Origin of the sequence: Levilactobacillus suantsaii (genome assembly GCF_004115745.1) — a bacterium.
GTDB lineage: Bacteria > Bacillota > Bacilli > Lactobacillales > Lactobacillaceae > Levilactobacillus > Levilactobacillus suantsaii.
The window spans coordinates 38,207-63,745 of the sequence record NZ_QXIL01000007.1 but is presented as its reverse complement, the minus strand read 5'-3'; the positions used below and the strand labels follow the sequence as shown (position 1 = coordinate 63,745).

Here is a 25,539-nt window from a genome sequence, read left to right as displayed (position 1 = left end):
GCGCGGAAGTCCTTAAACTTTTAAATTGCCTCCAGCGGCGTCGCAGCTTCGGGATCGGTATCGAGTAACTTGAAGTCTTCGCCGACGCCAAAGTCTTTGTTGGCCATCATCGAGGCCACCGTTAAATGACACAGGGACTTCATATTATTGTGCAAACTGCGGTGCCCCAGATAGATCTTCTTGGTCCGATTGCCCAGGACATCCATCAAGGTATCGGCCCCTTCCTCGTTGGACAAGTGTCCCTTATCGCTTAGGATGCGTTGCTTAAGGGGCCAAGAATAGTCTCCCATCCGCAACATTTCCACATCGTGGTTACACTCCAACAAGTAGGCGTCGGCATCCTTGATGACCCCTTCGACGTGTTCGGACACGTACCCGGTATCCGTCAAGATAACGAAGGTCTTGCCATGATAGTGGACCGCGTAAAATTGCGGTTCCGCGGCATCATGGGAGACCGAAAAGCTCTCGACGTCAATGTCGCCAAAGGTCTGGACCGTATCTGGTGCGAACAGGTGCTTCTGGTCCAAGGAGACCTTGCCGATGCGCGAAGCCATCGCGTCCCAGGTTCCCCGGTTCGCGTAGACCCCGATTTGGGGGTAGCGTCGCGCCAGAATCCCCACGGCCTTGCGGTGGTCGGTATGCTCATGGGTTACCAGTAACGCATTGACGTCGGTCAAGCTCCGGTCGATGGTCCCCATCAAATGTTCAATTTTCTTACCACTCAAGCCCGCATCAATCAGCAGGCGTTCGTTTGGACTTTCCACATAGCACACGTTGCCCGTACTGCCACTGGACAGAATGCTGATGCGTAAGTCGTCTCCTTGCGTACTCACTTTATCTAACCCTCTCTTGACCTATCACCGTTATCATACCGCATTCGACTAAACTTGTAACCTGATTACTTGGTTGGTATCTCATAAATCACTGCGAAACAAAAAGCGACGATCATCGTCGCTTTTCGCTCACATGTATTTGCGGTGCCACCACGTTAATTGGTGGTCGTCGTCCCGCTGACCGTCTTCACGTTACTATCTGAAGTAAGGATGGTTCCCGTAAAGGCGTTCACGTGTTTCAATTGTACGATCCCCGCATTATTACCGCTGGAGGTCTTGACCGCAATGACCCACGTCGGGATATACACACTGCTGTTCTTCAAAGTGAAGTACCGTGTATAAGCCAACTTAGTCCACATGATCTTCGTATTATTTTGTAATTGATTATATTGGTACAGGCTGATTAATGCCTTCCGCTCCGAAATCATCCCCGTTTTTTCCCGCAAAGTCGTGACGTCTGACAGGTAACCTTGGGTGTAGCCGGTGATGGTCCCATCATTGGTCAGGCTAAACCGCAACTGCCCGTAACGAGAATAAATCTGCCCGTCGGTAACCCGCTGGGTGTACACCACGGTATTTCGACTCGACAGGTTTTGATTATAGCGGTAATCATCCCCGTTTAAAATCAAGGACGTATTGCTGACCACGTCGGCCAAGGTCCGGTTAGGATGCTGAGTATCCACGTTATCGATTGGGGTCTTGAACGTCGAGGTAATCAACCCATCATCGTACCGAACGGTTTGGTCAGTCAGACTAGTCAGGCTGGCCTTGATCTGGGCGGCATTATCCTTGGTGGAAATGTAATAACCCTCGCCACTCTTTTTACTGGGAGATTTGAACGTGATGTTGTCTGCGCGCATTTCCTTCACGATGGTCGTATCCGTATCAGCCGACCGGCCCGAAGCCGTGTCCGATTGACCCGTCGCATCACGTTGGAAGGCCGCAAACAGAAAAATATCGATTGCGATAAAGGCGACTAAAAATAACCACTCAATGCGCCGAAAATCCATAGCTGACGATTCCTCCTTGCCGGTCTACTTCAACAGTTGTTCGTAGTTCTTCCAACTGCCCTTGTAGTACACGTACCAGGTAGGCGTCAGATCAACGACTTTATCGGAAGCTGACGAGGTGGCCCATTGGTACCCAAGCTGGAGACTACCAATTTTCTTCTTACTATACCCAGCCGCGCTCAACTGGTCAATCACGGCTTGGGTCCCTGGTAACTTCACAGCATGTTTGTCGTTAGGCACTGGGACCTGCAAACTATAGACTGAGAAGTTATACCGCCGCACGCCCTGTGACGAGAGTTGGATCCGAGCGGTCCCGTAGTTGCTCTGGTTAAAAATCGGGAACCCTTCCACGAAGCTTCGGTAGGTCAGCGTCTGGTTCGACTCGTTATAACCGTAGTAGCGCAGGTTTTCCATCGGGAGGCCAATCGACTTGACGGCCTTGTAACCGGTGGATAAGTGCTGGTTAAAACTCAACGCCACTTGCGAGGCACCGTAATCTTCGAACAGCGCCATCCCCGCTTTATTATAGAAGGTCAACTGGCGTGACGCCCCGTCGCTATAGACGGTACTATCCTTATTCTTCTTGGCCGTCACGTTCGTCGACTCCCCTTTGTTCAACAAGCGGGTCGTAAAGTTATCCGTCGATTGGTGGTTGACCAGGTAACTGTAGGATGGTACCGCAACGCGGTTAGTCACGTAAGCCAGTGCATTCCCATTGAGCCAATCCATTTTGACATCGATGCGAAAGAGGTTTTCCTTCAAGATTTTGCGCAACGCCTTAACGCCTGCGTGTCTGATCTTGACTCGGTAAACACTTTGCTGCTTATCATCTAACAAGTACAAATAGTCGGGATCCGTCAACGAGACCATGATTCGGGAGAACTTCGTTGAATGCCGGTTCAATTGACTACCGAACACGGTATTGAACACCCGGATGTTAACCGGGCTAGCGTAGGACAACAGCAAGCTACTCTTTTGTGTCAGGTAACGCATATATTCGGTGTGTGATACCCCATCCACCTGCGTGACCCGACCGAAGTCCCACTTTTTCAGTGCATCGCGAAGTTCCGTGGTCAAGTTGACTTTTCGGTTGTTCAACAGTTCTTGCTTCCCAGAAGCATTGCTATAAACGACCTGCGTCGGCAGAAACACGTCGCGTTGTGGCCGGGTACTGATATCAGTGGTCTGGGTGTTCGAACTGCGTTGCCGGTTATGTTCATATTGCGCTGGGTTGGTCCAAATCAACGCCGAAAAGGTGATACTGACAGCTACCGCTACGGCTAACCCCAGCGGTAACAGGACTTTAGTTATCTTCATCCCAGAGATCCTCCTCTTCGTACGGCTTATATGGCAAGGAAATGTAGAACGTCGAGCCGCGACCTTCGCGACTATCGACCCAAATCCGGCCGCCTAACATTTGGACGACTTCCCGGGAAATCGCTAACCCTAACCCCGTACCACCTTGGGCCCGTGATCGGGCTTTATCGACCCGGTAGAACCGGTCAAAGATTCGTGGGATATCGGCCCGGGGAATTCCGAGCCCTTGGTCAGTCACACTAAGCATCACGTTATTGTGCGTCTCTAGCAACCGGCAGGTGATGACCCCACCGTCCGGGGAATACTTAATCGCGTTGTTCATCAAATTATCCAAGACCTGTGTGAACCGGTCCGTATCGATTTCGACCCACAAATCACGCTTGGTAAATTCCCGTTTGATGGTGTACGTCTTCTCTGGCTGGTCATCTTGTTTGAGAATCATGTCGAAACGATCCAGGACATAGTTATACAGTTCATTCAAGTTGACCATTTCCAGGTCCAACTTTTGGGTCCCAGAATCCATCCGCGACAACGTCAGTAAGTCGTTGATCATCCGAATCATCCGGTCAGTTTCTTCCTGGGTGACCTTCAAGAATTCAGGGGCCACTTTCGGGTCCTTCCAGGCCCCTTCGGCCAGTGCTTCAACGTACGAGCGCACACTGGTCAGCGGCGTCCGTAACTCGTGCGACACGTTGGACACGAATTGTTTCCGGTCCTGGTCAATCTTTTGTTGTTCGGTAACGTCATGTAAGACACAAACAATCCCCGAAATAAACCCAGATTCCCGTTGAATCAATGAGAAGTAGGCTTGCAGAATCAAGTCATGATCTTTGGTTGAAAAGTCTAAAACTAAATCATCCGGGTCTTCGAGCAACTCGCGCAAAGTATAATCTTGGCGAATCGCCAACAGATCCAGAATAGATTTACCGACCGCATCATCCGCATCGGTATCCAAGAAGTTACTGCCCATTTCGTTGATAATCGTGACGTTCCCCCGCCGGTCGGTGGCAATAACGCCATCGGTCATGTGGGCCATCACGGAGTCCAACCGCCGCCGTTCTGATTCCGTCGATTCCTGGGCCTCTTCGACCCGGACGGATAGGTTATTGACGGCACTGGCCAGTTGGCCCAATTCATCGTTACCATAAACGTGGACGTGCCCAGAGTAGTCTCCGCGCGCAATCCGCAACGTTTGTTTCTTCATTTCGTCAATTGGCCGGGTAATTGCCCGGGAAATAATAATCGCCATGACGAGTCCCAAAATAATCGCCACAAACGTCGCCGACAAATAAATCAGCGTGATTTGGTTGATGTTTCGGTACACGGAATCCAGACTCGCCCGCATATAAATAACCCCGACCAAATCACTGTTGTTACCCTGGGTCCGAATGATCCGGGTCACGGTGGTGTAATAGCGGCTATTGTTCTGCGAATTATAGGTGGTCCGCACCACGTCACGGTTATTATAAATCGCATTTTTAATGTCACTGTCGGTGGTCTTCTGCCCCACGACACCTTGATTATCAGCTTCGTTAGTCCCCCGAATGGTCCCCTTATTATCAATCACCCGAATTTGGGCGTTATTGGTATTGGTGATCTCGGAGAGCGTCGATTTAATCTGCTTATTGGCCCCACTCACATTGGTTTTCGCCAGTTCGTTGGAGAGTCGATTAGTGATGTAGGTTTGAACCACCTGTTGGGACTTAAAGGTGTTTAAGTTCTGGTGTTCCAGTTGCCGCACGAAGACGGCACCCACAATCTCCAGGGTCAGTAACAGCAGCAGCGCAAAGACTAACGCGATTTTAAAATGAATCGATTGAAAGAATCTAATTTTGCTATTCACGAAGTTACATACTCCTCCGCCAAAAATTTAGCGTTGCCGCTAGCTAAGCCTGATCGGAATCAGGGTTGCGCAGATAATACCCAACCCCTCGCCGCGTCACCAGCCAAGTTGGGTGCGAAGGACTGTCTTCAATTTTTTCCCGTAGGCGCCGGACCGTCACGTCCACCGTCCGGACATCACCAAAGTAATCGTAGCCCCAAACGGTCTGGAGCAAGTGTTCCCGGGTCATGACCTGGCCAATGTGTTGGGCCAAGTAGTGCAACAGTTCGAATTCCCGGTGGGTCAATTCAATGTTGGTCCCCCGCTTGGACACGGAGTATGCTTCGGGGTGGATCGTCAAGTCGCCAATTTCAATATCTTGGTTTTCCGGTTCCTCGGGTTGCGCATGGGCCGCGGTGTTTTGCCGCCGTAAGTTGGCTTTGACCCGGGCAACTAATTCCCGGTTCGAGAATGGCTTAGTGACGTAGTCGTCAGCTCCCAGTTCCAGGCCTAAGACCTTATCGAGTTCGGAGTCCTTAGCCGTGACCATAATGATCGGCATGTCGTGCTTTTTCCGCACTTCCCGGGCAACTTCCAAGCCATCGACCTTGGGTAACATCAAGTCCAAAATCACTAAATCCGGGGTGTTTTCTTCCACGTGTTGTAACGCGGCTTCCCCGTCATAGGCGACGTCCACTTCGTAGCCTTCCTTTTCTAAACTGAACTTCATGATATCTGAGATGGGCTTTTCGTCATCGACGACAAGAATTTTTTTGGCCATAATTAAAAATTTCCTCCTTAAGGGAAATACCATTCGTTCCGATAATTGCAGGATTATCGGCAGGTCGACCGCTGGATGTCACACTACCATCGTCAGCGGGACCACTCCATTATTGTGTTCCTGATAATGCTCGTTTAAAGTCAAGGAATAAGGGATTATCCATGATAACCCGGGTGAATCACAGGTGTGTCCGGGACCGCTGATAAATTTCCAGCAGGCACTCAATCGGGCACTACTTGAATTATACCACATCATGAAGCTGGTTTCAGTCCTATTCCGCCACGGTTTTAAGGTGCTTTTAACATAATATTTCCCAGGAAATGTCGAGATGTGGGACTAATCGAGTCGAGCACCCCATTTTATCGTTATTAAAAATAATTAATCGGTTTTAAAAGTCCAAGGCTAACCTTTTAACTTTATATCGAGTTTTAACTGAAAAGTTTGCTTTTTAACGTTTATTTATCATGCGATAACACGTTATTTTTAAAAAAATTCCAATTTTAAGTCAAATTTTTTGACAAAAAGGATTGCGTCCCCTTAGCTGACATGCTATGATAGTTCTCGTCGAAAGATATGGGCAGTTAGCTCAGTTGGTAGAGCAACGGACTCTTAATCCGTGGGTCCAGGGTTCGAGCCCCTGACTGCCCATCATAGCATCACCACTAATCAGCTTTCACGAAGATTAACTTCGGGGTTGCTGATTTTTTTGACCAATAAATCATGAGTCTTCGTCAACTGAAGGTGAAAGATTGGCCCTATAACATCTGTTATTGATGATCAAGATAAACTTGATTGTTAGTAACAGATATTTTTGTGTGGACTTGATGGTACATTTTAAAGTACGCAAAAAAGAGATATAGTCAGCAGACTTATATCTATCCACTACCACATTTCAAAAAAAGAAGCGACTATACCCTAATGTCTCGGAATATCAAAAAAATGTTCGAAATTGAAGGTGCTCATATTAAAAGCGTTAAACTGATTAACCTCAATAGTACTGGCCCCTTTAAAGTAAAGAATACTTTGGACTATCATCCGCTATGATTGGCGCAAAGTTATGTTGAAATTGCTACGTTGTAGCGAATGAAACGTCATCCTATGTCTAAACAAGCGCTATTTTAGATATAACGAATGCAATATTCCTTTTGGCAGAGAGCGTGTAAAGGCCACCGTCACCGATATGAATTATACCTATCCACAGTTAGTCTCAGTCCTCCCTAATGCGCTTGTTGTCACGGATAGATTCCGCATTGTAAGTACTGCTACTAAAGCCTTTAATGCGACCCGAGTTCGTATCATGAAACGATACGGAACCACAACTCCTAAGTACAAATCCTTAAAACGATATTGGAAGCTTTTGCTTAAACCCAACGAACACCTCAGGCTACTATAGACACTTTCCGTTCATTAATTTCTAATTACATATTCGTTTAATTTTTAACCTAAAAAGGATACCTAAGTCGTTGTGCGACTAGGTACCCGAATATAAATTATCAACAACAGTTTATAAAGAACCGGAATTCCCCCGGCCAGTTATGTATCTATTCCGTTAATATTATTGTAATTGCCCAAATTAGTATCCAAGAAATAACCCCACAAACAGCGACAACAAATAAACCTTCAATCACCTCAAACAAATTTTTAATTAGCTCTCCCAAATCCTCCAAAAAATCAATCATTAATTAACCTCCTATATTATATATTGTACACGCCACAAGTATCAAAGTAATTAATTTCTTTATCCATTAGGCCGTATAAATCGCTTGAAGGTACTATACCACTGTCCTTCAATCCTAATGCGTTTAATACCATAATGTTTGCCCAAGTTCGCCATAACTTAAGTAGTCCCAGATTCAATAATTGCATCTATTAGGGCGCTCCTTATTCAATTAAGCGTTGTCCTTCATAAATTCAGCTCATTCAGTTTTAGGGATGTATAAACATGATTATTTTTTCAAAAAAGACTTGCATCACCCCCAGCTCGCATGGTATGATTGTTTTCGTTGAAAAGTTATGGGCAGTTAGCTCAGTTGGTAGAGCAACGGACTCTTAATCCGTGGGTCCAGGGTTCGAGCCCCTGACTGCCCATCTTATACAAAAGCGATGTCGGTAACGGCATCGCTTTTTTCGTCCGTGTATTTATCCACTTTCATTGATACTTATTCATTCATTGAATGAGTTGCTCATCACCTTTTACTCAGCTACGCCAAACGGGTGTCGCAGAACGTTTAATCGTTCTGCGGCACCCGTTTTTTGTGGCTCAGCGCTGATTATTTCCAATAAGCGTATTTATATTGGGCATCGCTCATCATAGTGTACTTCAACCCACCAACCTGTTTCGAGACCAAGTGAGCCTTAGCCTGCTGATACAACGGGACTAAGCCAGCTTGTTGTGTCACATACGTATCGGCTTGCTTCATTAAATCCCACCGTTGCTGAGTGGTGTATTTGCTCGTGTCATCGATTTCTTTCATTAAATTGGTGTAATGGGCGTTGTCCCACTTGGTGAAGTTGACCGAACTGGTCCCGTCCGCCATTTGCAGGAAGTCCGCGGGATCCCGCCAATCGGTCGTCCAGCCATCGAGGTCGATATCGTAATTGCCTTCGGACCCCTTATTGATCTGTTGGGCCAGCGGTAACGCCTTAATGGTCACGGTCAACCCCGGCATGTACTTTTGGGCTTGTTGCTGCAGATACTGGGCCACGTGTTGTTGTTCGTCCGTATCCGCCGTCAAAATTTCCAGGCTCGTTTTCTTGATGCCCAGTTCTTTTTTCGCTTGTTTCCAAAGGGCTGTGGCCTTCTTGGGGTTATAACTAACCAGGTTCCCCACTTCCTTGGAGAAGTCCTCGCCCGTCTTCGGATCATTGCCGTCGCCATAAGGAATCAGACTTTTAGCCGGTTGCGACCCGTCTTGTAAAACCTTATCGGTGACTTGCTTCCGGTTCACGATGTAGGAGAAGGCTTGCCGGACCTTAGTATTATGGGTGACCGACCGTTTGTCATTGAACTCTAAGAACCGCATCGAACTGTTCAACGTCGTGGTCAGTTGTGAGTTATTCGCATTTTGCTTGATGTATTGTCCCGATAAATAAGTTTCTTGGACCTTCCCCGATTTGAAAAGGTTGGCCGCGGTACTTGGCGTCTTGACCACTTGCACGCTGACCTTCGGAATTTGAACGTTCTTAGCGTTCCAGTAATGCGGGTTCTTCACGTAGGTCCAACTGTCACTGTTACCACTCCAGCCGACCAGTTTGTAAGCCCCCTCAGACATGGTCTTGGTGGCCGACGTCCCATAATGGCTGCCATACTTCTTAAAGAGATCCGTCTTCATCGGATATTCCGCCGTGGCTAAGATGTCCGGTAACCAGGGTTGCGGTTTCGATAACGTTAATTGCAGGGTCCGTTTGTTGAGGGCCTTGACTCCTAGTGCGCTGGGATCCTTCTTGCCGCTTTGCACAGCTGAATAATTCTTCAGATACTTTAGTTTATTGGCCACCTGCGACTTGGACTTCGGGTTGACCTGCCATTCAAACGAGGTCACGAAGTCTTGGGCGGTCACGGGGTCGCCGTTTTGCCACTTGGCATTCTGCTTGATTTTGAACGTGTAGACCGTGCCGTTTTTCGTTGGTTTGACCACCTTTTCGGCCACGCCCGCCACGACCTTGCCCTTCTTGTTCAGGGTATAAAGCCCCTCTTCCGTTTGCGAAATCATGCTCGAACTGTTCACGTCACCGGAGATGGCCGGGTTGGCCGTTGCGGGGTTGCCCACCAAAGTCACGTTCAACGTCGCGTCGTGACTCTTCGCTTCCGACGTCCCACAACCGGCTAATCCAATCACGGCCAATAAGCCAATACCCAATCCCATCATTTGTTTATGCATTCCGCTCAACTCCTCATTTAGACCAAAAAAGCATCCACTCTCGCCGACCATCCCTGGTCGACAAGGGCGAATGCTTCGCGGTACCACCTTGTTTTATCACTTATGGCATCAAATTCGATGCGCGCGGGGTAACGGCCGCCAGCCGGCATTGGCTACTTAGGTTCACCAATGAAACATCGCGATGCGGTTCACGTGGATTTGCGGTTTCGGCTGACAGCTACCCGAACTTGCTGGACGGGCCTTCACGTTACTCTTCGCAATCTAGTCTTTGCTTTGATTAATATTTAATTTATCACCATTCATTTTTAAAGTCAAACACTTTATAAATATTCATATTATTCGAAAATAATGCATAATCGCGTCTAAAAAAGGCAATCGGCTTAAAAATCAGGCACCACGTCATCCGCCGACAAAACTTTCTGGACGGCAAAAATCCCCACGTACCAGCCGCTTGGGCCTGATCCGTGGAGATTTTATCGATTACTTTTTCAGTACCGTTATTTATAATTGCCTTAATTTTCACCCAAACGTCATTACCGTTGGGAGGTGGTCGGCTGTTGCGGCGTCATCTTGGTGGTCTCGCGACTCACCGTTTTCCCCGCCTGACTAGTCGTTGTTTGAGTCTTCATTTCCACTTGACCGTGATGACCACTCGTACTATCCAACCGTACTGCCGTTTGGCCGGAAGTCGGTTGGACCACCGAATCCGTCACGGTCGATTGGGTCGGCGCCGTATGGATACCACCCCATAGAAAGAAGCCCAGCACTAACCCCAGTAGCAGGCCACTCATTCCCCGAATTTTCTTTTTCATGTGCATTCCCCTAATAACCTATATTCCACTACTATGATTTTATTATACACCCTACCCCCACAATATTATTTATAAACTTCCGCTTGTCGCCGATTTCCCGTGATAACGACCAGGTTCAGTCCCAAAACCAGGAGATTCGCCACCGCCGCCACCACGAAGAGTAGCGTATAGGAGCCAAAGTCGATGACCAGGCCCCCGAACAGCGGTCCGAACGCCCGGCCGACTGAAGCCCAAGCGTTGGCCATCCCCTGATACTGCCCTTTGACCACGGCCGGTGTCAGACTGTTAACGATGGCCGGAATCGCCGGAAAAGCCGTGGCTTCGCCCATGGTCAAGATGACCATGGCAATCACGAAGTGGGCGTAGTCCTTGGCAAAGATCAGCGTGACAAACGACAACGCCACGAAAAAGATGCCAGCATAAACTTGCAGGTACAAGTTGGTAAAAAAGTTCGCCAGCCAGTTCAACAGTGCCTGAAACACCACAATCAACGCGGCGTTGATGGTCCACAACAGACTATAATCGCGCATCAAGATGCCCATCCCGGTCATGTACACGGACAGATTAGAATTCCACTGCTCGTACATGATCCAGATGATGACCAGCGAAAAGAAAAAGCTGCCCATGATGTACCGATTCGCCTTGGGCAGGGTCACATGGTGTGTCGTTTTAGTTTGGACTTCGCGGTGCATCACCGCCGGGACGTGATAGGTCGTCAAGATGACCACCAAAAAGGCCCCAAACAAGCTGGTCGCGATGCTAAATAGCAACGTGATACTGACACTGTAGACGAACCCGACCATCGCGGTCCCCGCGACAATCCCCAAATTTTGCGCGAAATACAACATATTGAAGATATAGCGGCCATCGCGACTATGAATCGTAGTGCCCAGCGAATTGACCATGGTCAGTGACCAGCCCGACGCAAAGCCCAAGGATAAAAGTGCGATGGGAAACGCCGGCCAGCCGTGATTGAAAATCAACACCAGCATGGTAACAAAGGATAGCGTCACGCTGCCAATGATCAAATAAAACGGGTTCAACCGGTCGAACAACCGCCCCCCGCTGATACTCCCCAACACGTTGGCCAGGGAATAGAACAGTAAAATCACCCCCACTTGGGTCAAGGAGATGCCCAGGTGGTTATGTAAGTAAATGGTCGTTAGCGGCCAAATAAAACTCATGCCGATACTGCTGAAGAGCTCCCCCAGCAATAACCAACGCAGTCGAATCTCCCGCATTGCATAGCCTCCCTCTCTTCACGTGCATCCTGCTCCTCGCAGAGACGCGGACGCTAACATTAAATTTAGATGAGACACAAATTAAGACCCATTCTATCACGGATACCGGCGGGCGACTAGTTGCTTGGCCATATTAATTGCTTTTCGCCGGCACCTTTTCTACACTGAATTTAAAGGAGGCAATTACAGATGACGACACTCTTTATCGACGGCAGTTCCCGCTCCGACGGAAATACCGCTGCGCTAGGTGAACGCTTACTGGCGGACATCCCCCACCACACCGTCCACCTAGCACAGACACATTTAAATTTTGAACGGGATCACCGGGAGACCACCATGCCCCAACTCGACGAGTCCGACGACTACCTGACCATCATGGCACAGTTTCAGGCGGCCGACAACATCGTGTTGGGGACCCCCGTCTACTGGTACAACATGAGTGGCCAGCTCAAGGTCTTTATCGACCGCTGGTTTGACAGTTTCACGGCAGGAACATCGTTTGCTAATAAGCGGATTTTTCTCTTGATTGTGGGCGCCGATGACCCCCTCCACAAAGCCAAGCCCCTCATCGAACAGTCGATAAAGTTGTCCTGCGATTGGCTCAAAATGACCTTTATGGGGACCGCGACTTTGGTGGCCGACGCTCCCGATGATATTCGTAACTTACCGTCGCTACCGGCCAACGCCCAGGCGCTCCGGCAATCGTTGATTATGATTGAAGACTAAGAAAGGGAGACTTGCTATGTCGACCCAGTTGACCACGCCCTCACCCTTAGGCCCCTTGACGTTACTGGGCGATGATCATCATTTATACGGCTTATGGTTCAACGACCAAGCCCACTTTGGCGCTAATTACGACTTGACCGCTATCCCCACGGGCCAGACGGAATCACTACACTTAGCTCTCGATTGGCTCCACGCCTACTTTGCGGGTGAAGCACCAGACCCGTTTGCGTTACCCTTAACGCCGGAAGTGACCCCATTTCGTGCGCAGGTTCTCCAAGTGCTGACTCAGATTCCGTACGGGAAAACCGCGACATACCAACAAATCGCGACTCAGTTAGGGAAACCGCAGGCCGTGCGAGCCGTAGGTGGTGCCGTAGCCCACAATCCGCTAGCCATCGTCATCCCCTGTCATCGGGTGGTGGGCCATGATGGTGCCCTCACCGGTTACGCGGGTGGACTCGACCGCAAGCTTGCCTTGTTGACGTTAGAAGGACACGATTCCGTGGCGTTAGCCCACCATCATATTTAATCTCGACGCTAAAAGCGACCGTCAAGCCATCACGTGATGGCTTGGCGGTCGCTTCAATTTTGCGTAAAGAAAAACCACCGCTCGGGGAAAGCGATGGTCATCGGAGTAGGGGTAACGTCATAAGAATTATGACGTTAACTATTTTTTCATTATTCCAGGGGAGGAGGAGTACATGAAAAAAGATTGTTAATCTTTGGTAGAAGCAACGTTTGGGTTAACTTCTATGTTGCTTATAATAACTGGTAAATATGACGAAAATGTGAACTTTCTCGCACATCCTGATGAATTTTGCGTCTCACTGGACAATTCCCCAGTTAGCCGGTCTCCACCGTTCCCTGGAATCCAAGCTTAACCCTCGTTAGCCCTGGTCGTCCGGCACGTAGGCCACCGACGAGAATTTGTTAAACGACTTAACAAACAGTAATTTGACCGTTCCCCGCGGACCTGACCGGTTCTTTTCAATAATGACTTCGACTTCACCGACGTCTTGGTTCTCGTCATCACGGGGATCACTGTCACCCCCACCATCAGCGTCATCGCCTTCTCGTTCGTAATAGTCGTCCCGGTACAGGAACGAGACGATATCGGCATCTTGTTCGATCGACCCGGATTCCCGGATATCGGATAAGACTGGCCGCTTATCCTGCCGTTGTTCCACGCCCCGAGAAAGCTGAGATAATGCAATCACCGGGACGTGCAGTTCCTTGGCCAGCTTTTTCAATTGCCGAGAGATATCGGAAACTTCTTGCTGACGGCTCTCGTGATTGGTTCCTTCGATCAGTTGCAAATAATCGATCACAATCAGTCCCAGGTTCTGCTTTTCCTTGGCGAGCCGTCGACACTTGGCCCGAATCTCGGTAATCTTGTTCCCGGCCGTGTCGTCGATGTAAATGCTGGCCTTGGATAAACTCCCCATTGCCATGACTAAGTTGTTCCACTCGTCTTCGGTCAACTGACCAGTCCGCAAATGATTGGCGTCGATGGAGCCCTCCGCACACAGCATCCGGTTGACCAACGATTCGGCACTCATTTCCAGACTAAAGATGGCCACGGTCTTGTCGGTCCGGGTCCCCACGTTTTGCGCGATATTCAGGGCAAAGGCGGTCTTCCCGACGGCCGGCCGGGCCGCAAGAATCATCAGTTCATCGTCGTGTAGGCCGGTCGTCATCTTATCGAGTTCGGCGTAACCCGTCGATAATCCGGTGATGGCGTCACCCTTTTTCGAGAGTTCGTTGATGTCTTCAAAACTCTTGCTTAAGACTTCGCGAATCTGCCGGAACCCCGACTGACTGCGCATTTCCGCAACGTTCATGATATCGCGTTCGGCGTTGTCCAGGATTTCGGTGACGTTACCGTCCTGCTGATATCCCGTGGTGGCGATATTCGTCGCGGTTTGAATCAATCGCCGCAGAACGGCCTTGTTTTGCACGATCTTGGCGTAGTAGGTGGCGTTAGCGGCGGTCGGTACCGAACTCGCCAGTTCAGCGATATAGGAGACCCCGCCCACGTCATCCAATTCGTTTTTAGCGGTCAATAAATCCGTGATGGTGACCACGTCGATGGCTTCGTCGCGGTCATTTAGATCCACCATGGCTTGAAAAATAATTTGATGTTCCCGGCGATAAAAATCTTCCGGGGTCAAGACTTCCAACGCATCCACCAACGCGTCGGTACTCAAAAAGATCGCCCCTAAGACGGCCTTTTCGGCTTCGAGGTTTTGCGGTGGTGTGTGGTCTGTTAGTGCACTATTGTCCATTCGTATCTCACTAACTCCTCTACTTGATCTAGGCTGCCGATTTAACGGTCGTCATCCATTTTATACCATCTACAGTGAAACGACCCGGTTTAAAATTCGAAAATCAATTGGGGATGGTCTCGGACTTACAGTCCCAAGCACTCCCGTTTTTTAACTAAAATTCCCCCGGTCAATTCAGATAATCCATCATACCACGGAAAGAAAAAGCCGCCAACAGGGGGCGACTTTTTATCATCAATCTATTAGAACCTTTTATTTTTGCTTTTGAGCGACGTGGACCCGAATCTTGGCGGTCACGTCGGGGTGGAGCTTGACCGGCACGTTGGTGTAACCCAACGAGCGAATCGGTTCAGGCAAGTCGACCTTGTGCTTATCCAGCTTCAGGTCAAATTGCTTGGCTAAAGCCTGAACGATTTGCTTGCTCGGAATCGACCCGAACAAGCGGCCATCATCTCCGGCCTTGGCTAAGATTTCCACGACCGTCTTGTCGTCTTCCAAGTGTTGCTTGAGGTCGTTGGCTTCAGCCAATTCTTCGGCTTCGCGCCGTTGTTCGGCCTTCCGTTCGGCGTTGAGTTGACTCATCGCAGATTGGTTGGCTTGCTTGGCTAATCCTCGCTTGATTAAAAAGTTCTGGGCGTACCCATCAGGTACGTTCTTGATTTCACCGCGTTTACCTTTTCCGCGGACGTCCTTGGTAAAAATCACTTTCACGTCGGTCACTCCTCAATTTATCACTTATTTTATCCTACGCCGAATCCGCCCTTAACGCAATTAACTACTCGTCGGCGTTGGCTTCTTCGACCGTGTGGTTCAAGATGTCCAATAACTGTTGCTTGACTTCGGCCATCGACTTATCGGCGATTTGGGTCGCCGCGTTGGACAAGTGACCGCCACCGCCCATGGCTTCCATGGTCAGTTGGACGTTGATCTTGCCTAGCGACCGGGCCGAAATGCCGACCCGCCCGTCGTCGCGGCGGGTGATGACGTACGACGCATCAACGCCAGACATGTTCAGCAGGTCATCGGCTGCCTGCGCCGCCGTGACCGGATCGTAGGTTTGGTCCTCCTCACCGGCGACCACCGCCATGTCTTCATTGACGAACTCGACTAATTCAATCAGGTGGTTACGTTGCAGGTAACTATCAACGTTTTCCTTCATATATTGTTGCATCTTCATGGCATCCGCTCCCGCCGAACGCAGGTAACTGGCCGCATCGAAGGTCCGCGTCCCGGTCCGTAACGAGAAGTGCTTGGTGTCCACGAAGATCCCGGTCAGCATCGCCGTTGCTTCGACCTTGTTGATGGGTTCACTCTCTTGCGACTGGTACTCGAACATCTCGGTAATCAGTTCGCAGGTCGAGCTGGCGTACGGTTCGATGTAGACCAGTAACGGATTTTCGGGGAACTCTTCCCCACGCCGGTGATGGTCGAGAATCATCACCCGATTTTCCAACCGGTGGTAAAGTTCCGGTGAAATCGTAATCGACGGCCGGGAATGGTCGACCATCAGCAACATGCTTTGGTCGGTGGCCTTTTCCAAGGCGTCCTCCGGCGAAATGATGGCCGCAGCCACATCGGGATAATCTTGTAAATCATCCAGTAGCCGTTGCACGTCGGAGTGGACCATTTCGGCATCCAAGACGATCCAGCAGGTCTTATGGTTCATCTTGGCAATCCGGCGAATCCCCAAGCAAGCCCCCAGCGAATCCATATCTGGTTGGGTGTGGCCTTGTACGAAGATCTGATCAGATTCGTTCATTAATTCCTGCAAGGCCTGTGAAATCATCCGGGCCCGGACCCGCGTCCGTTTCTCCATTGGGTTGGTCTTCCCACCATAGTAACGGGCTTCACGGTCGGCAGCCTTCACTACGACCTGGTCCCCACCCCGGCCGAGGGCTAAGTCCAAGTTGCTTTGGGCTTGGTCGGCCAGCTTATTCAAGTTGGAATCCCCATAGGCAATCCCGATACTCAAAGTCAGCGGGAAGTTTTGCTTCGACGTACTTTCCCGGATGGTGTCCAGGATCTTAAACTTATCAGCCTCGATGGCGGCCAGCGACTTGGCGTACGCTAAGATGAAGTAATGGTCGTCATCCAATTGTTTCAGGTACATGTCGAATTCTTGGACCCACGACGACAACTCGTTGGTCACATAATTGCGTAGGTTAGAAATCTCCTGGTCAGTCATCGACTGAGTAATCTCATCGTAGTTATCCAGGAAAACCTGCCCAATTGCAATCTTTTCATTATCATAGCGTTCTTGAATCAACTGATAATGGGTAATGTCGTACAAATACACGGCGTGGAAATCGGGTTGCACGTATAGCGTCAATCGGTAATCATGCCAGCGCACCGTCGATAACGTTTCCGGTTTGGCCTTATCAACCAACTCTGCCAACTGGGCGTCAACTTCTTCCAATGGATGCCCCAACACATTTTGGTCGTCAAAATAATGTTGTAAGTACGGGTTGATCCATTCAATTTGGTTCGTCGTCCCAAGAATCATAACGCCCGGTGGCATCCGAATCAGTGATTCCTGCTCACCCTGTTGAATCCGATAGGATAAGTCAGAAATATACTGAGCCGTATCGGTCCCAATCTCCGCCATGGTATTGAACACCACTAGCATACCGATACCCACTAAGACTAAGATGACAATACCGAAGATCCAATTCATGAGAAACGACAAGACGATTCCTAAAATGGCTAAGCTTGCCGTTAAAATTGCGATTCCTCGGAGCCGCCGATTCTGTAAGAATTCGGGGACGTTTGCTCGCGAAAATAGTTTGTGCATACTTACTCCTCATCTGATTCGTCCTAAAATCGATTCGCGGTGGCGTCACCCGACAAAAAACGGTGCGCCGAAACCGCTCTAAAGAATACATTCATTTTATCACAATCCAGGGGTTTCACAAAATTTCGTTCTCCTAAGAATCCCGTCATGGCGGCGTTATACACGGATTCAGCCCGTCAGGTCAAGCCCCATAAGGTCTCCCGTAAACTCGCAACAAATTTAGCTGGTAATTGCAAGTCCTTGCACGTCAACTTTCAATTTTGGTTACTCATGGGTGGTGGTTTCATCATCAGCCATATTTTAGCCCGTTATTTGCCGGTTTAAACCATCATTTTCATATCAACTACCCATAAGCCATCGAGGTGATGTTTCACGTGAAACAATTCAAAATACCTTCAGAGGCCCTGACTTGCCTTCTGGGCGCAATCCGCTACACTAACAGGAGAAGCACTCAATGAAAGGAAGAGATTTTTATGTCGTCATCAATTCCAGTTCAACGCCACTCTGCCCGGGATTTCAGTGACCGCCCCGTTGCACTCGATACGTTACGCGCCATCTTGACCGAGGCCCAATTGGCTCCTTCTTGGGAAAATGCACAACCCTGGAAGGTCTACCTGGCAACCGGCAAGACCGCACAACACCTCCGCCAGAGTCACCAGGATTTGAACCAACAAGGGACTAAGAGTTGGACCGAAGTCGTGCCCCCTAAGGATTGGGCCACCCTGCCACAAACCAACATTACGGCCTGGCAGCAAAACATGCAACAATTCTACACCGCAAACGAACGCGACCAGTTCGTGTCTCGGCAACGGGGCCTGTTCAACGCTCCCGCCATCGTTTACTTGACTATGCCGAAAAATTCTTCGGCCTACTCGGCATACGACTTGGGGGCTTTCGGATACGGCATCTTGCTCGCCGCGACCCGTCACGGTGTCAGTGGTGTCCCGGCCTACGAACTGGTTCGTTACCCGGACGAGATTCGTGAAGCCTTTACGATTCCGGATGACGAGGCCATCTTTATGGGGATTGCCCTGGGCTACCCGCAAACCGATAGTCGGGTCAACGCCTTACGCCCCGGTCGCTCTGACTTGAATGATATTCTGCAGGTACGCGATTAATCGCATTAATTATTTAAAACAAAATATAGTTTATCCTTACGGCCCAGAAAAAACTTTCTGGGCCGTTTGTCTACCATCTACCCACACCCGTAAATTTTCACTCGGCCGTTGACATTTCTGAAATCCATGCTAAACTAGCAATCATTAACAATCGATGAGAAAATTAAAAAGTTATGAAGAAGACTAGTAAGTACGTGGCGTGGTCCAGCGATCCCGGTTTAGTGCAAGCGGGAACCCCAAGCGCAACCGAACTCCCTTCCGAACCGTCAGCTGAACTGTAGTAAGCCCGACCGGATGCAGCCGTTATCCTTGCCTTGAATCGTGGTGTGGCCCCACAGGACCTAGCCTGCGGGAAAAGTTGCCTCTAGGAGCCATGGTTCATGTTGAGATCAAATTAAGGTGGTACCGTGCAAATTCCTTTTGCGCCCTTACGGAGAAACACTTTCCGTAAGGGCGCTTTTTGTCGTCCACCACATCGATTGAACCTAGGAGGTTTTTGCCCATGCATCGTTCACTATTCACTATTCCCGTTGCGCTACTACTTACGGTCACCCTAGCCGGTTGCGGCCAGGCCAGTGGCCAATCCAAGAATAAGACCTTAAACGTGACCTTAGCCGATGAACCCGCGACGGCCGATCCTAATAAGATGACCGACACTAACAGCGGCAGCGTGGTCTTTCAAACCATGGAAGCTCTCTATACTTATAACAAATCAAATAAAATCGTGCCTGGCGTGGCGACCAAAATCGTAAAGCCCACCAATCATGGTAAGACTTATACGTTCAATCTTCGTAAAGATGCTAAGTGGGCCAATGGTCAGGATGTCACGGCGCAAGATTTCGTTACGTCCCTACGACGGATGGTCAACCCCAAGACCAAAGCACAATACGCTGATCTCCTTTCGGCCTTTAAAAATTACGATGCCATCCAACACAGTAAGATGTCTCCCAGCAAGTTAGGGGTCAAGGCCCTCAGCAAGACCAAGCTACGAATTCAATTGACAAAGGCTGTCCCTTACTTCAACGACCTAGCCGCCAGTAAGTATTACCCACTCAACACCGATGCCGTGAAAAAATATGGGTCCAAATATGGGACCAGCGCAGCTAAGACCATGAGTAACGGGCCATACAAGTTGGTCGGCTGGACCGGCAGCAATTCGACTTGGCACTACGTTAAGAACAAGCACTATTGGAACGCCAAGAACGTTCAGATCAACCGAGTCAAAGTCTCTGTCACCAAAGACGAGACCACCGCGGCCAACCTGTTCAAATCCGGCAAGATTCAAGAGACCACGGTCAGCGGCCAATATGTTCGTTCCAATGGTAACGATAAACAGTTGCAAACCCACCTGTTAGGCCGCATGAGCTTGTTGGTCTTTAACAGCAAGCGCAAAGCCACGAAATCTGAAAACCTGCGGCAAGCCGTCTCCTACGTCATCGACCGGCAGAAGCTGGTCAAGAGCGTTTTAGGTGATGGGTCCAAAGCCGCCACTAGTGCCGTGCCGAAGGGCGACCAAGCCAATCCTAAGACCGGCGAAGATATGGCCAGTGAGGTCGGCAACCTTTTGCCCCACAACGTGACCAAGGCTAAAGCTTATTGGCAAAAGTACCTGAAAGAAACCGGGAAAAGCAAGGCTACCCTGAACATTTTGACCGATGATAGCGATGCCGATAAACACGTCGGCACTTACATTCAAGCCGTCATGGAAAAGAACTTTAAGGGGTTGACTGTCAATATCACTGCTTTGCCACACGCCCAACACGTGGCCCGCGACTTCGACCAGAAGTACGATATCAACCTGATTGGCTGGTCGACCAACTGGCTGGACGCCGACGACTACTTGGAATTGGCCGCCAAAGATAATTCGGTCAATTTCACCCATTGGAACGACTCGACTTATAACCAAATGCTGACCAGTGCCAACGCAAAGACTGGTCTGGCCCGGTACAAGGGATTGATGGCCGCCGATAAATACCTGATGAGCGTTAAGGGCTACGTGCCCGTTTACCAGCCATCCGAAGCGAAACTGGTCAGCAAGGATGTCGGCGGGCTGACCTACTCGTTGTTGAATGAAGCCCAATACCAATACGCTTACTGGAAATGACCCACTCAGCTTTAAGGAGGCGACCAATCCGTTTCAATCGCATCACCATTACAACTTTCTGGAGGTAATTTTATGACCACATTTTATCATTGCAATTTCTTTGACGGCACCACCGACCACAACACCCCAGACGCTTGGTTCACGGTCGACGACCAGACCGGCCGGATCACAGCTCGTGGCACCGGCGCTCCCACTGGGGACGATGAGCAAGTCGACTTTCACGGCCAGTACGTCATGCCGGGCTTCTTCAACGTCCACACCCACGTGACGTCTGGTCCGGACACGCCGGACGGGTCTTACGGTCAATCTGAAGCCGAATCGGCAGTCTTTGCCACCCAAAACCTCCAGCAACTTCTAAAATCTGGCGTCACCTATATCCGTCAGTGCGGGACCGCCTACGACGTCGACATTGCGCTTAAACGCATGCAACGCGACGGCAAGCTTCCTCATACCCCGCACATGATGGTTTCAGGCAAAGCCTTCTCGATGACCGGGGGCCACGGTGATTCCCCGCACGGCGGGCATGCAGTCGATTCACCCGACGAGATGCGCAAGGCCGTCCGTACCGCCTTTAAAAACGGCGCCGAATGTATCAAGGTCATGGCGACCGGCGGGGTCATGACGCCCAACGACTTCATGGAAGACCCACAACTATCCGTAGCGGAAATGCACGCTGCCGTAGAAGAAGCCCACCACAAGCGCCGCATCGTGGCGGCGCATGCGGAAGGCAACCCTGGGATTCAAAACGCGCTTGACGCAGGGGTCGATTCCATCGAACATGGCTTCTACGTCAACGAGGCTGAGGCCCACCAGATGGTCAAGCAAGGGACTTACCTCACCCCAACTCTAATCGCCGAATGGGCCGCCGCCAAGGACGGTATCGGGGTTCTCCCGGATTGGGAGATCAAGAAGGCCGAAGACGCCCTCGACGACACCTACGTCAACCTCACCCGGGCCGTCAAAATCGGCGTCAAGTTCACCTGTGGGACCGATGCTGGCACGCCGTACAACGGGTTCGACCGGACCCCCGAAGAGTTCGGGATGCTCACTAAGATTGGAATGACTCCCGCCCAAGCTTATCAATGTTCCTGCATCAATTCGGCAACGCTACTAGGGGTCGCCGACGACTATGGCACCCTTGAGGTCGGCAAGTTCGCTGATTTCCAGGTCCTCAAGAGCGACCCGGTCGTGGACACCGCCAACGTGGTCCAAGCCGATAAACAAGTCTACATCGGCGGCCACCGCGAATTTTAAGTCAAAAGGAAAACGTGGCAACCAGGAAGTGGTCAACGCCCTTTCTACCGCGCTTCTCTTTTCCAAAATTTTCTGAAAACGTGGATAAAAAATGAAAATCCGACGTTGACAAACAAAATTTCGGTGCTAAACTAGCAATTATTAACAATTGATTAGAACATTAAAAAGTGATGATGAAGTTCAGTAACGTTGGTGGCCCTGTTAGCGAACCCGGTTTAGTGCAAGCGGGTCAGGTCCTAAAACGTGAACATCCCTTCGGAGCCGTCCACCGAATTCAAGTAAGTGTTCAACCGGGAAGCATCCCGTTATCCGTGCAGTGAATCGTAAGGCTCGCGAGCGTTAAAAGCCTAGTTTAGCACTCGCGTCTAGGCGCCCTACCGTTCATGTTGAAGGCGATGGGTCTCTCATCGCAAAAATAAGGTGGTACCGTGCGAGTTGCACCCTTATGGAAGTGTCTTTATTCCATAAGGGTGCTTTTTTGTTCTTAAACCTTAGATCAATTGTGCTAGGAGGTTTTTTAGATGACTCATAAATTTTGGCTTACCGTAACCGCATTATTAACATTAGGTCCTTTAAGTGGCTGTGGACAAGCATCCGGTCAAACGAATCAAAGCAAAACATTGAATGTTACCCTGGCCAGCGAACCAGCCACTGCCGATCCCAATAAATCTACAGATACCAACAGTGGTAGCGTGATTTCGCAGACTATGGAGGGGCTGTACACCTACAACAAGCAAGGCAAAATTGTCGCCGGCGTGGCCACTAAAATGGTGAAACCTACCAATCATGGTAAAACCTATACCTTTACCCTTAAAAAGAATGCCAAGTGGGCTAACGGTCAACAAGTGACCGCTCAAGATTTCGTGACTTCCTTGCAGCGGTGGGTCAATCCTAAAACCAAGGCGCAATACGCCAACTTACTGAGTGCTTTTAAGAATTATTCAGCCATTCAAACAGGAAAGCTACCTGCTAGTAAGTTAGGGGTCAAAGCCCTCAGTAAAACCAAGCTTCAATTTCAGCTCACCAAAGCTGTTCCGTACTTTAACGACCTGGTAGCCGGTTATTACCCGCTAAACACGGCTGCTGTGAAGAAATACGGCCAAAAATATGGTACTAGCGCCGCCAAAACCGTTAGTAACGGCGCCTACAAATTAGTTGGTTGGACTGGTAGTAATTCCTCCTGGACCTACGTCAAGAATCCCCATTATTGGGATGCCTCGCAGGTCGGTATCAAGAAAGTTAAGGTCAGCGTGACCAAAGATGAATCTACCGCGGCTAACCTATTCAAATCAGGAAAAGTTCAAGAGACCACCGTTAGTGGGCAATACGTCCGCGCAAATGGCAACGATAACCAGCTTCATACTCACCTGTTAGGCCGTTTACAGTACCTTTACGTTAATAGTAAAAAAACTAAAACCAATTCCGAAAACTTACGCCAAGCCGTTTCCTACGTCATGAACCGGAAAACTCTAACGAATAAAATTTTACAAGATGGCTCAAAACCCGCCTTAAGCGCCATTCCCCATGGGGATCAGGCTAATCCAAAAACGGGCCAAGACATGGCTACTGAAATCGGTAATCTCCTACCAACCGACGTCTCTAAAGCCAAAACGTACTGGCATAAATACTTACAAGAAACCGGTCAAAGTAAGGTCACCTTGAACTTATTGACCGATGACACGGATGATGACAAGCACGTGGGGACTTACCTCCAATCGGTCATGCAGAAAAACTTTAAGGAATTGACCGTTAACATCACTTCAATCCCCCACGCGCAACATGTCGCCCGCGATTTTGCAGGAAATTTCGAACTGAATTTAACTGGTTGGTCGACTAATTGGTTAGATGCTTCTGATTTTCTTAGTTTGGCGGCGAAAACCAATACGGTCAACTTTACCGGCTGGAACGATTCGAAATTCAACCAATTATTGAATCAAGCTAACAATAAAACTGGCTTAGCTCGTTACAACGGGTTAATGGCTGCCGACAAACGTCTTATGTCAGTTAAAGGCTACATTCCCGTTTACCAACCTGCCGAAGCCAAGCTCACCTCCAAAAACGTTACCGGCTTGACCTACTCTTTACTCCACGAAGCTCAATATAAATACGCTGCTTGGAAATAACTAACAAGCATCCGGAATCGAGGTGATGCCTCTGTTACACCAGACTTAACTTAATTTTAGGAGGACTTTACAATGACTAAAACCACATTTTTCAACTTTACCTTATTTGATGGCACGACCGATCAAAATTTAACCGACGCCTGGTTCACCGTTGATAACGAAACGGGACGCTTGGTAGACCGGGGACAAGGAACACCCGCCACTGCTGATACTCAAGTTGACCTGCACGCCCAATATGTCATGCCTGGCTTCTTCAACGTTCACACCCACGTCTCGGCTAATCCCTTAGCTTTGAACGGCAGTGATAATTCTGAATCCGAAACCGCCGTCTTCGCTTGGACGAACCTCCAAGCCCTTCTAAAATCCGGCGTCACCTACACCCGGGGCTGTGGGAACGATTATGACGTCGACGTCAAACTAAAAAAACTTCAGAAAAGTGGGCAACTTCCCCATACCCCGCACATGCTAACATCCGGAATGGCCTTTTCGATGACCGGGGGCCATGGCGATTCACCACACGGTGGCCATGCCGTTGATTCACCCGACGAAATGCGCAAAGCCGTCCGGACCGCTTTTAAGAATGGGGCTGAAAGTATTAAAGTCATGGCAACTGGTGGCGTCATGACGCCGAACGACTTCATGGAAGACGCCCAGCTTTCGGCGGCCGAAATGCACGTCGCCGTCGAAGAAGCCCACCACAAGCGTCGCGTGGTTGCCGCCCATGCCGAAGGAAACCCAGGCATTCAAAACGCTCTCGACGCTGGTGTCGACTCGGTGGAACACGGCTTTTACGTGACCGAAGATGAAGCTAAACAGATGGTTAAACAAGGGACTTATCTGACCCCGACCTTAATCGCTGAATGGGTCATCCCAGAATTTGGCAAAGGCGAACTCCCCGATTGGGAAGTCAAAAAAGCTGCTGACGCCCTTGACGACACCTACGTCAACATGCGCCGAGCTTTCAAACTTGGGGTAAAGTTCACTTGTGGGACCGACGCTGGGACCCCCTACAACGGGTTCGACAAAACTCCGGAAGAATTTGGCTTACTGACCAAGTTAGGAATGACCCCGGCTCAAGCTTACCAATGCTCCAGCCTAAATTCTGCTCAACTCTTAGGCGTCGCAGATGATTACGGGACCCTTGAGGTTGGTAAATTTGCAGATTTCCAAGTTCTTAAGAAAGATCCCTTAGCAGACACTGCTAACGTCGTCCAGGATGATAAACAAGTTTATCTGAGCGGCCAGCGTGAATTCTAATCCGATCCAACTAATCCCCCTGAGTTCAAGCTCAGGGGGATTTTTAGAAGGGTAAATTAACAATTGAAACGCCACAACTAAGAAGAGAATAAAAAGGAACTCATAGCTTGAATTCCTTAAAATTTCCGTGTAAAAATCCAGTTAAGTTACCCCACAATAGCTGGTTTAGTCGATTTAATCTAAT

At 49.5% G+C, this 25,539-nt stretch carries 21 protein-coding genes and 2 tRNA genes; 11 read left to right on the top strand and 12 right to left on the bottom strand.

The window, feature by feature from the left end; translation table 11 throughout:
• Window positions 1–20 precede the first annotated feature (20 nt).
• The 5 genes from DXH47_RS05300 to yycF all read right to left on the bottom strand — a co-directional run bounded on the left by DXH47_RS05300 (window position 21) and on the right by yycF (window position 5,763).
• Window positions 21–833 carry an MBL fold metallo-hydrolase gene (locus DXH47_RS05300; RefSeq protein WP_129032261.1) on the bottom strand — a complete coding sequence of 271 codons (813 nt, stop codon included), beginning with the start codon at window positions 831–833 and terminating at the stop codon, window positions 21–23.
• Between the two features lie 155 nt (window positions 834–988).
• Complete coding sequence (locus tag DXH47_RS05295) at window positions 989–1,843, bottom strand: two-component system regulatory protein YycI (RefSeq protein ID WP_129032259.1); 855 nt, start codon at window positions 1,841–1,843, stop codon at window positions 989–991.
• A 24-nt stretch (window positions 1,844–1,867) separates the two neighbouring features.
• The gene (locus DXH47_RS05290) at window positions 1,868–3,160 is read right to left on the bottom strand and encodes a YycH family regulatory protein (RefSeq protein WP_129032256.1); all 1,293 of its coding nucleotides are present in this window, start codon (window positions 3,158–3,160) and stop codon (window positions 1,868–1,870) included.
• Entirely contained in the window at window positions 3,147–5,003 is a 1,857-nt protein-coding gene (gene walK / locus DXH47_RS05285) for a cell wall metabolism sensor histidine kinase WalK (protein WP_129032254.1), read from the bottom strand. Before walK ends, DXH47_RS05290 begins: the two co-directional genes overlap by 14 nt.
• A 43-nt stretch (window positions 5,004–5,046) precedes the next feature.
• Window positions 5,047–5,763, bottom strand: a complete 717-nt coding sequence (gene yycF / locus DXH47_RS05280) for a response regulator YycF (RefSeq protein WP_129032252.1) — start codon at window positions 5,761–5,763, stop codon at window positions 5,047–5,049.
• A 575-nt stretch (window positions 5,764–6,338) separates the two neighbouring features.
• Here yycF and DXH47_RS05275 point away from each other — a divergent pair.
• Window positions 6,339–6,411 (top strand) — tRNA-Lys (locus DXH47_RS05275).
• Window positions 6,412–6,856: 445 nt separating this feature from the next.
• A complete protein-coding gene (locus DXH47_RS05270; protein WP_318531346.1) occupies window positions 6,857–7,156 on the top strand; it encodes a transposase in 300 nt (99 codons plus the stop codon).
• Window positions 7,157–7,304: 148 nt separating this feature from the next.
• Here DXH47_RS05270 and DXH47_RS11645 read toward each other — a convergent pair whose 3' ends face one another.
• The gene (locus tag DXH47_RS11645; RefSeq protein WP_170954958.1) at window positions 7,305–7,442 is read right to left on the bottom strand and encodes a hypothetical protein; all 138 of its coding nucleotides are present in this window, start codon (window positions 7,440–7,442) and stop codon (window positions 7,305–7,307) included.
• Between the two features lie 336 nt (window positions 7,443–7,778).
• Here DXH47_RS11645 and DXH47_RS05265 point away from each other — a divergent pair.
• A tRNA-Lys gene (locus DXH47_RS05265) sits at window positions 7,779–7,851 on the top strand.
• Window positions 7,852–8,033: 182 nt separating this feature from the next.
• Here the strand turns inward: DXH47_RS05265 and DXH47_RS05260 are convergent.
• The 3 genes from DXH47_RS05260 to DXH47_RS05250 form a co-directional block, all read right to left on the bottom strand.
• Entirely contained in the window at window positions 8,034–9,644 is a 1,611-nt protein-coding gene (locus tag DXH47_RS05260; protein ID WP_129032248.1) for a peptide ABC transporter substrate-binding protein, read from the bottom strand.
• Between the two features lie 533 nt (window positions 9,645–10,177).
• Window positions 10,178–10,456 carry a hypothetical protein gene (locus tag DXH47_RS05255; RefSeq protein ID WP_129032246.1) on the bottom strand — a complete coding sequence of 93 codons (279 nt, stop codon included), beginning with the start codon at window positions 10,454–10,456 and terminating at the stop codon, window positions 10,178–10,180.
• A gap of 65 nt (window positions 10,457–10,521) precedes the next feature.
• Window positions 10,522–11,697 carry an MDR family MFS transporter gene (locus DXH47_RS05250; protein ID WP_129032244.1) on the bottom strand — a complete coding sequence of 392 codons (1,176 nt, stop codon included), beginning with the start codon at window positions 11,695–11,697 and terminating at the stop codon, window positions 10,522–10,524.
• 189 nt (window positions 11,698–11,886) lie between these two features.
• On the opposite strand from DXH47_RS05250, the gene DXH47_RS05245 reads away from it, so the two are divergent.
• Window positions 11,887–12,423, top strand: a complete 537-nt coding sequence (locus tag DXH47_RS05245) for a flavodoxin family protein (RefSeq protein WP_129032242.1) — start codon at window positions 11,887–11,889, stop codon at window positions 12,421–12,423.
• 16 nt (window positions 12,424–12,439) lie between these two features.
• Complete coding sequence (locus DXH47_RS05240; RefSeq protein WP_129032240.1) at window positions 12,440–12,952, top strand: methylated-DNA--[protein]-cysteine S-methyltransferase; 513 nt, start codon at window positions 12,440–12,442, stop codon at window positions 12,950–12,952.
• 358 nt (window positions 12,953–13,310) lie between these two features.
• On the opposite strand, the gene dnaB is transcribed toward DXH47_RS05240, so the two are convergent.
• The 3 genes from dnaB to DXH47_RS05225 form a co-directional block, all read right to left on the bottom strand.
• On the bottom strand, window positions 13,311–14,708 hold the full coding sequence (gene dnaB, locus DXH47_RS05235) for a replicative DNA helicase (RefSeq protein ID WP_129032238.1): 1,398 nt from the start codon (window positions 14,706–14,708) through the stop codon (window positions 13,311–13,313).
• A 252-nt stretch (window positions 14,709–14,960) separates the two neighbouring features.
• Window positions 14,961–15,419: a 50S ribosomal protein L9 gene (gene rplI / locus DXH47_RS05230; RefSeq protein WP_129032236.1), complete on the bottom strand. Its 459-nt coding sequence runs from the start codon at window positions 15,417–15,419 to the stop codon at window positions 14,961–14,963.
• Between the two features lie 64 nt (window positions 15,420–15,483).
• Complete coding sequence (locus tag DXH47_RS05225) at window positions 15,484–17,499, bottom strand: DHH family phosphoesterase (RefSeq protein WP_129032234.1); 2,016 nt, start codon at window positions 17,497–17,499, stop codon at window positions 15,484–15,486.
• A 147-nt stretch (window positions 17,500–17,646) separates the two neighbouring features.
• On the opposite strand from DXH47_RS05225, the gene DXH47_RS11640 reads away from it, so the two are divergent.
• The 6 genes from DXH47_RS11640 (at window position 17,647) to DXH47_RS05200 (ending at window position 25,355) form a co-directional block, all read left to right on the top strand.
• Window positions 17,647–17,823, top strand: a complete 177-nt coding sequence (locus DXH47_RS11640; RefSeq protein ID WP_170954957.1) for a hypothetical protein — start codon at window positions 17,647–17,649, stop codon at window positions 17,821–17,823.
• A gap of 149 nt (window positions 17,824–17,972) precedes the next feature.
• On the top strand, window positions 17,973–18,617 hold the full coding sequence (locus tag DXH47_RS05220; RefSeq protein WP_129032232.1) for a nitroreductase: 645 nt from the start codon (window positions 17,973–17,975) through the stop codon (window positions 18,615–18,617).
• A gap of 502 nt (window positions 18,618–19,119) precedes the next feature.
• Window positions 19,120–20,721: a peptide ABC transporter substrate-binding protein gene (locus DXH47_RS05215; protein ID WP_129032230.1), complete on the top strand. Its 1,602-nt coding sequence runs from the start codon at window positions 19,120–19,122 to the stop codon at window positions 20,719–20,721.
• A 72-nt stretch (window positions 20,722–20,793) separates the two neighbouring features.
• Window positions 20,794–21,975 carry a metal-dependent hydrolase family protein gene (locus tag DXH47_RS05210; protein WP_129032228.1) on the top strand — a complete coding sequence of 394 codons (1,182 nt, stop codon included), beginning with the start codon at window positions 20,794–20,796 and terminating at the stop codon, window positions 21,973–21,975.
• A gap of 521 nt (window positions 21,976–22,496) precedes the next feature.
• Window positions 22,497–24,098, top strand: a complete 1,602-nt coding sequence (locus DXH47_RS05205) for a peptide ABC transporter substrate-binding protein (protein WP_129032226.1) — start codon at window positions 22,497–22,499, stop codon at window positions 24,096–24,098.
• 72 nt (window positions 24,099–24,170) lie between these two features.
• Complete coding sequence (locus tag DXH47_RS05200) at window positions 24,171–25,355, top strand: metal-dependent hydrolase family protein (RefSeq protein ID WP_129032224.1); 1,185 nt, start codon at window positions 24,171–24,173, stop codon at window positions 25,353–25,355.
• The last annotated feature ends 184 nt before the right edge of the window (window positions 25,356–25,539 follow it).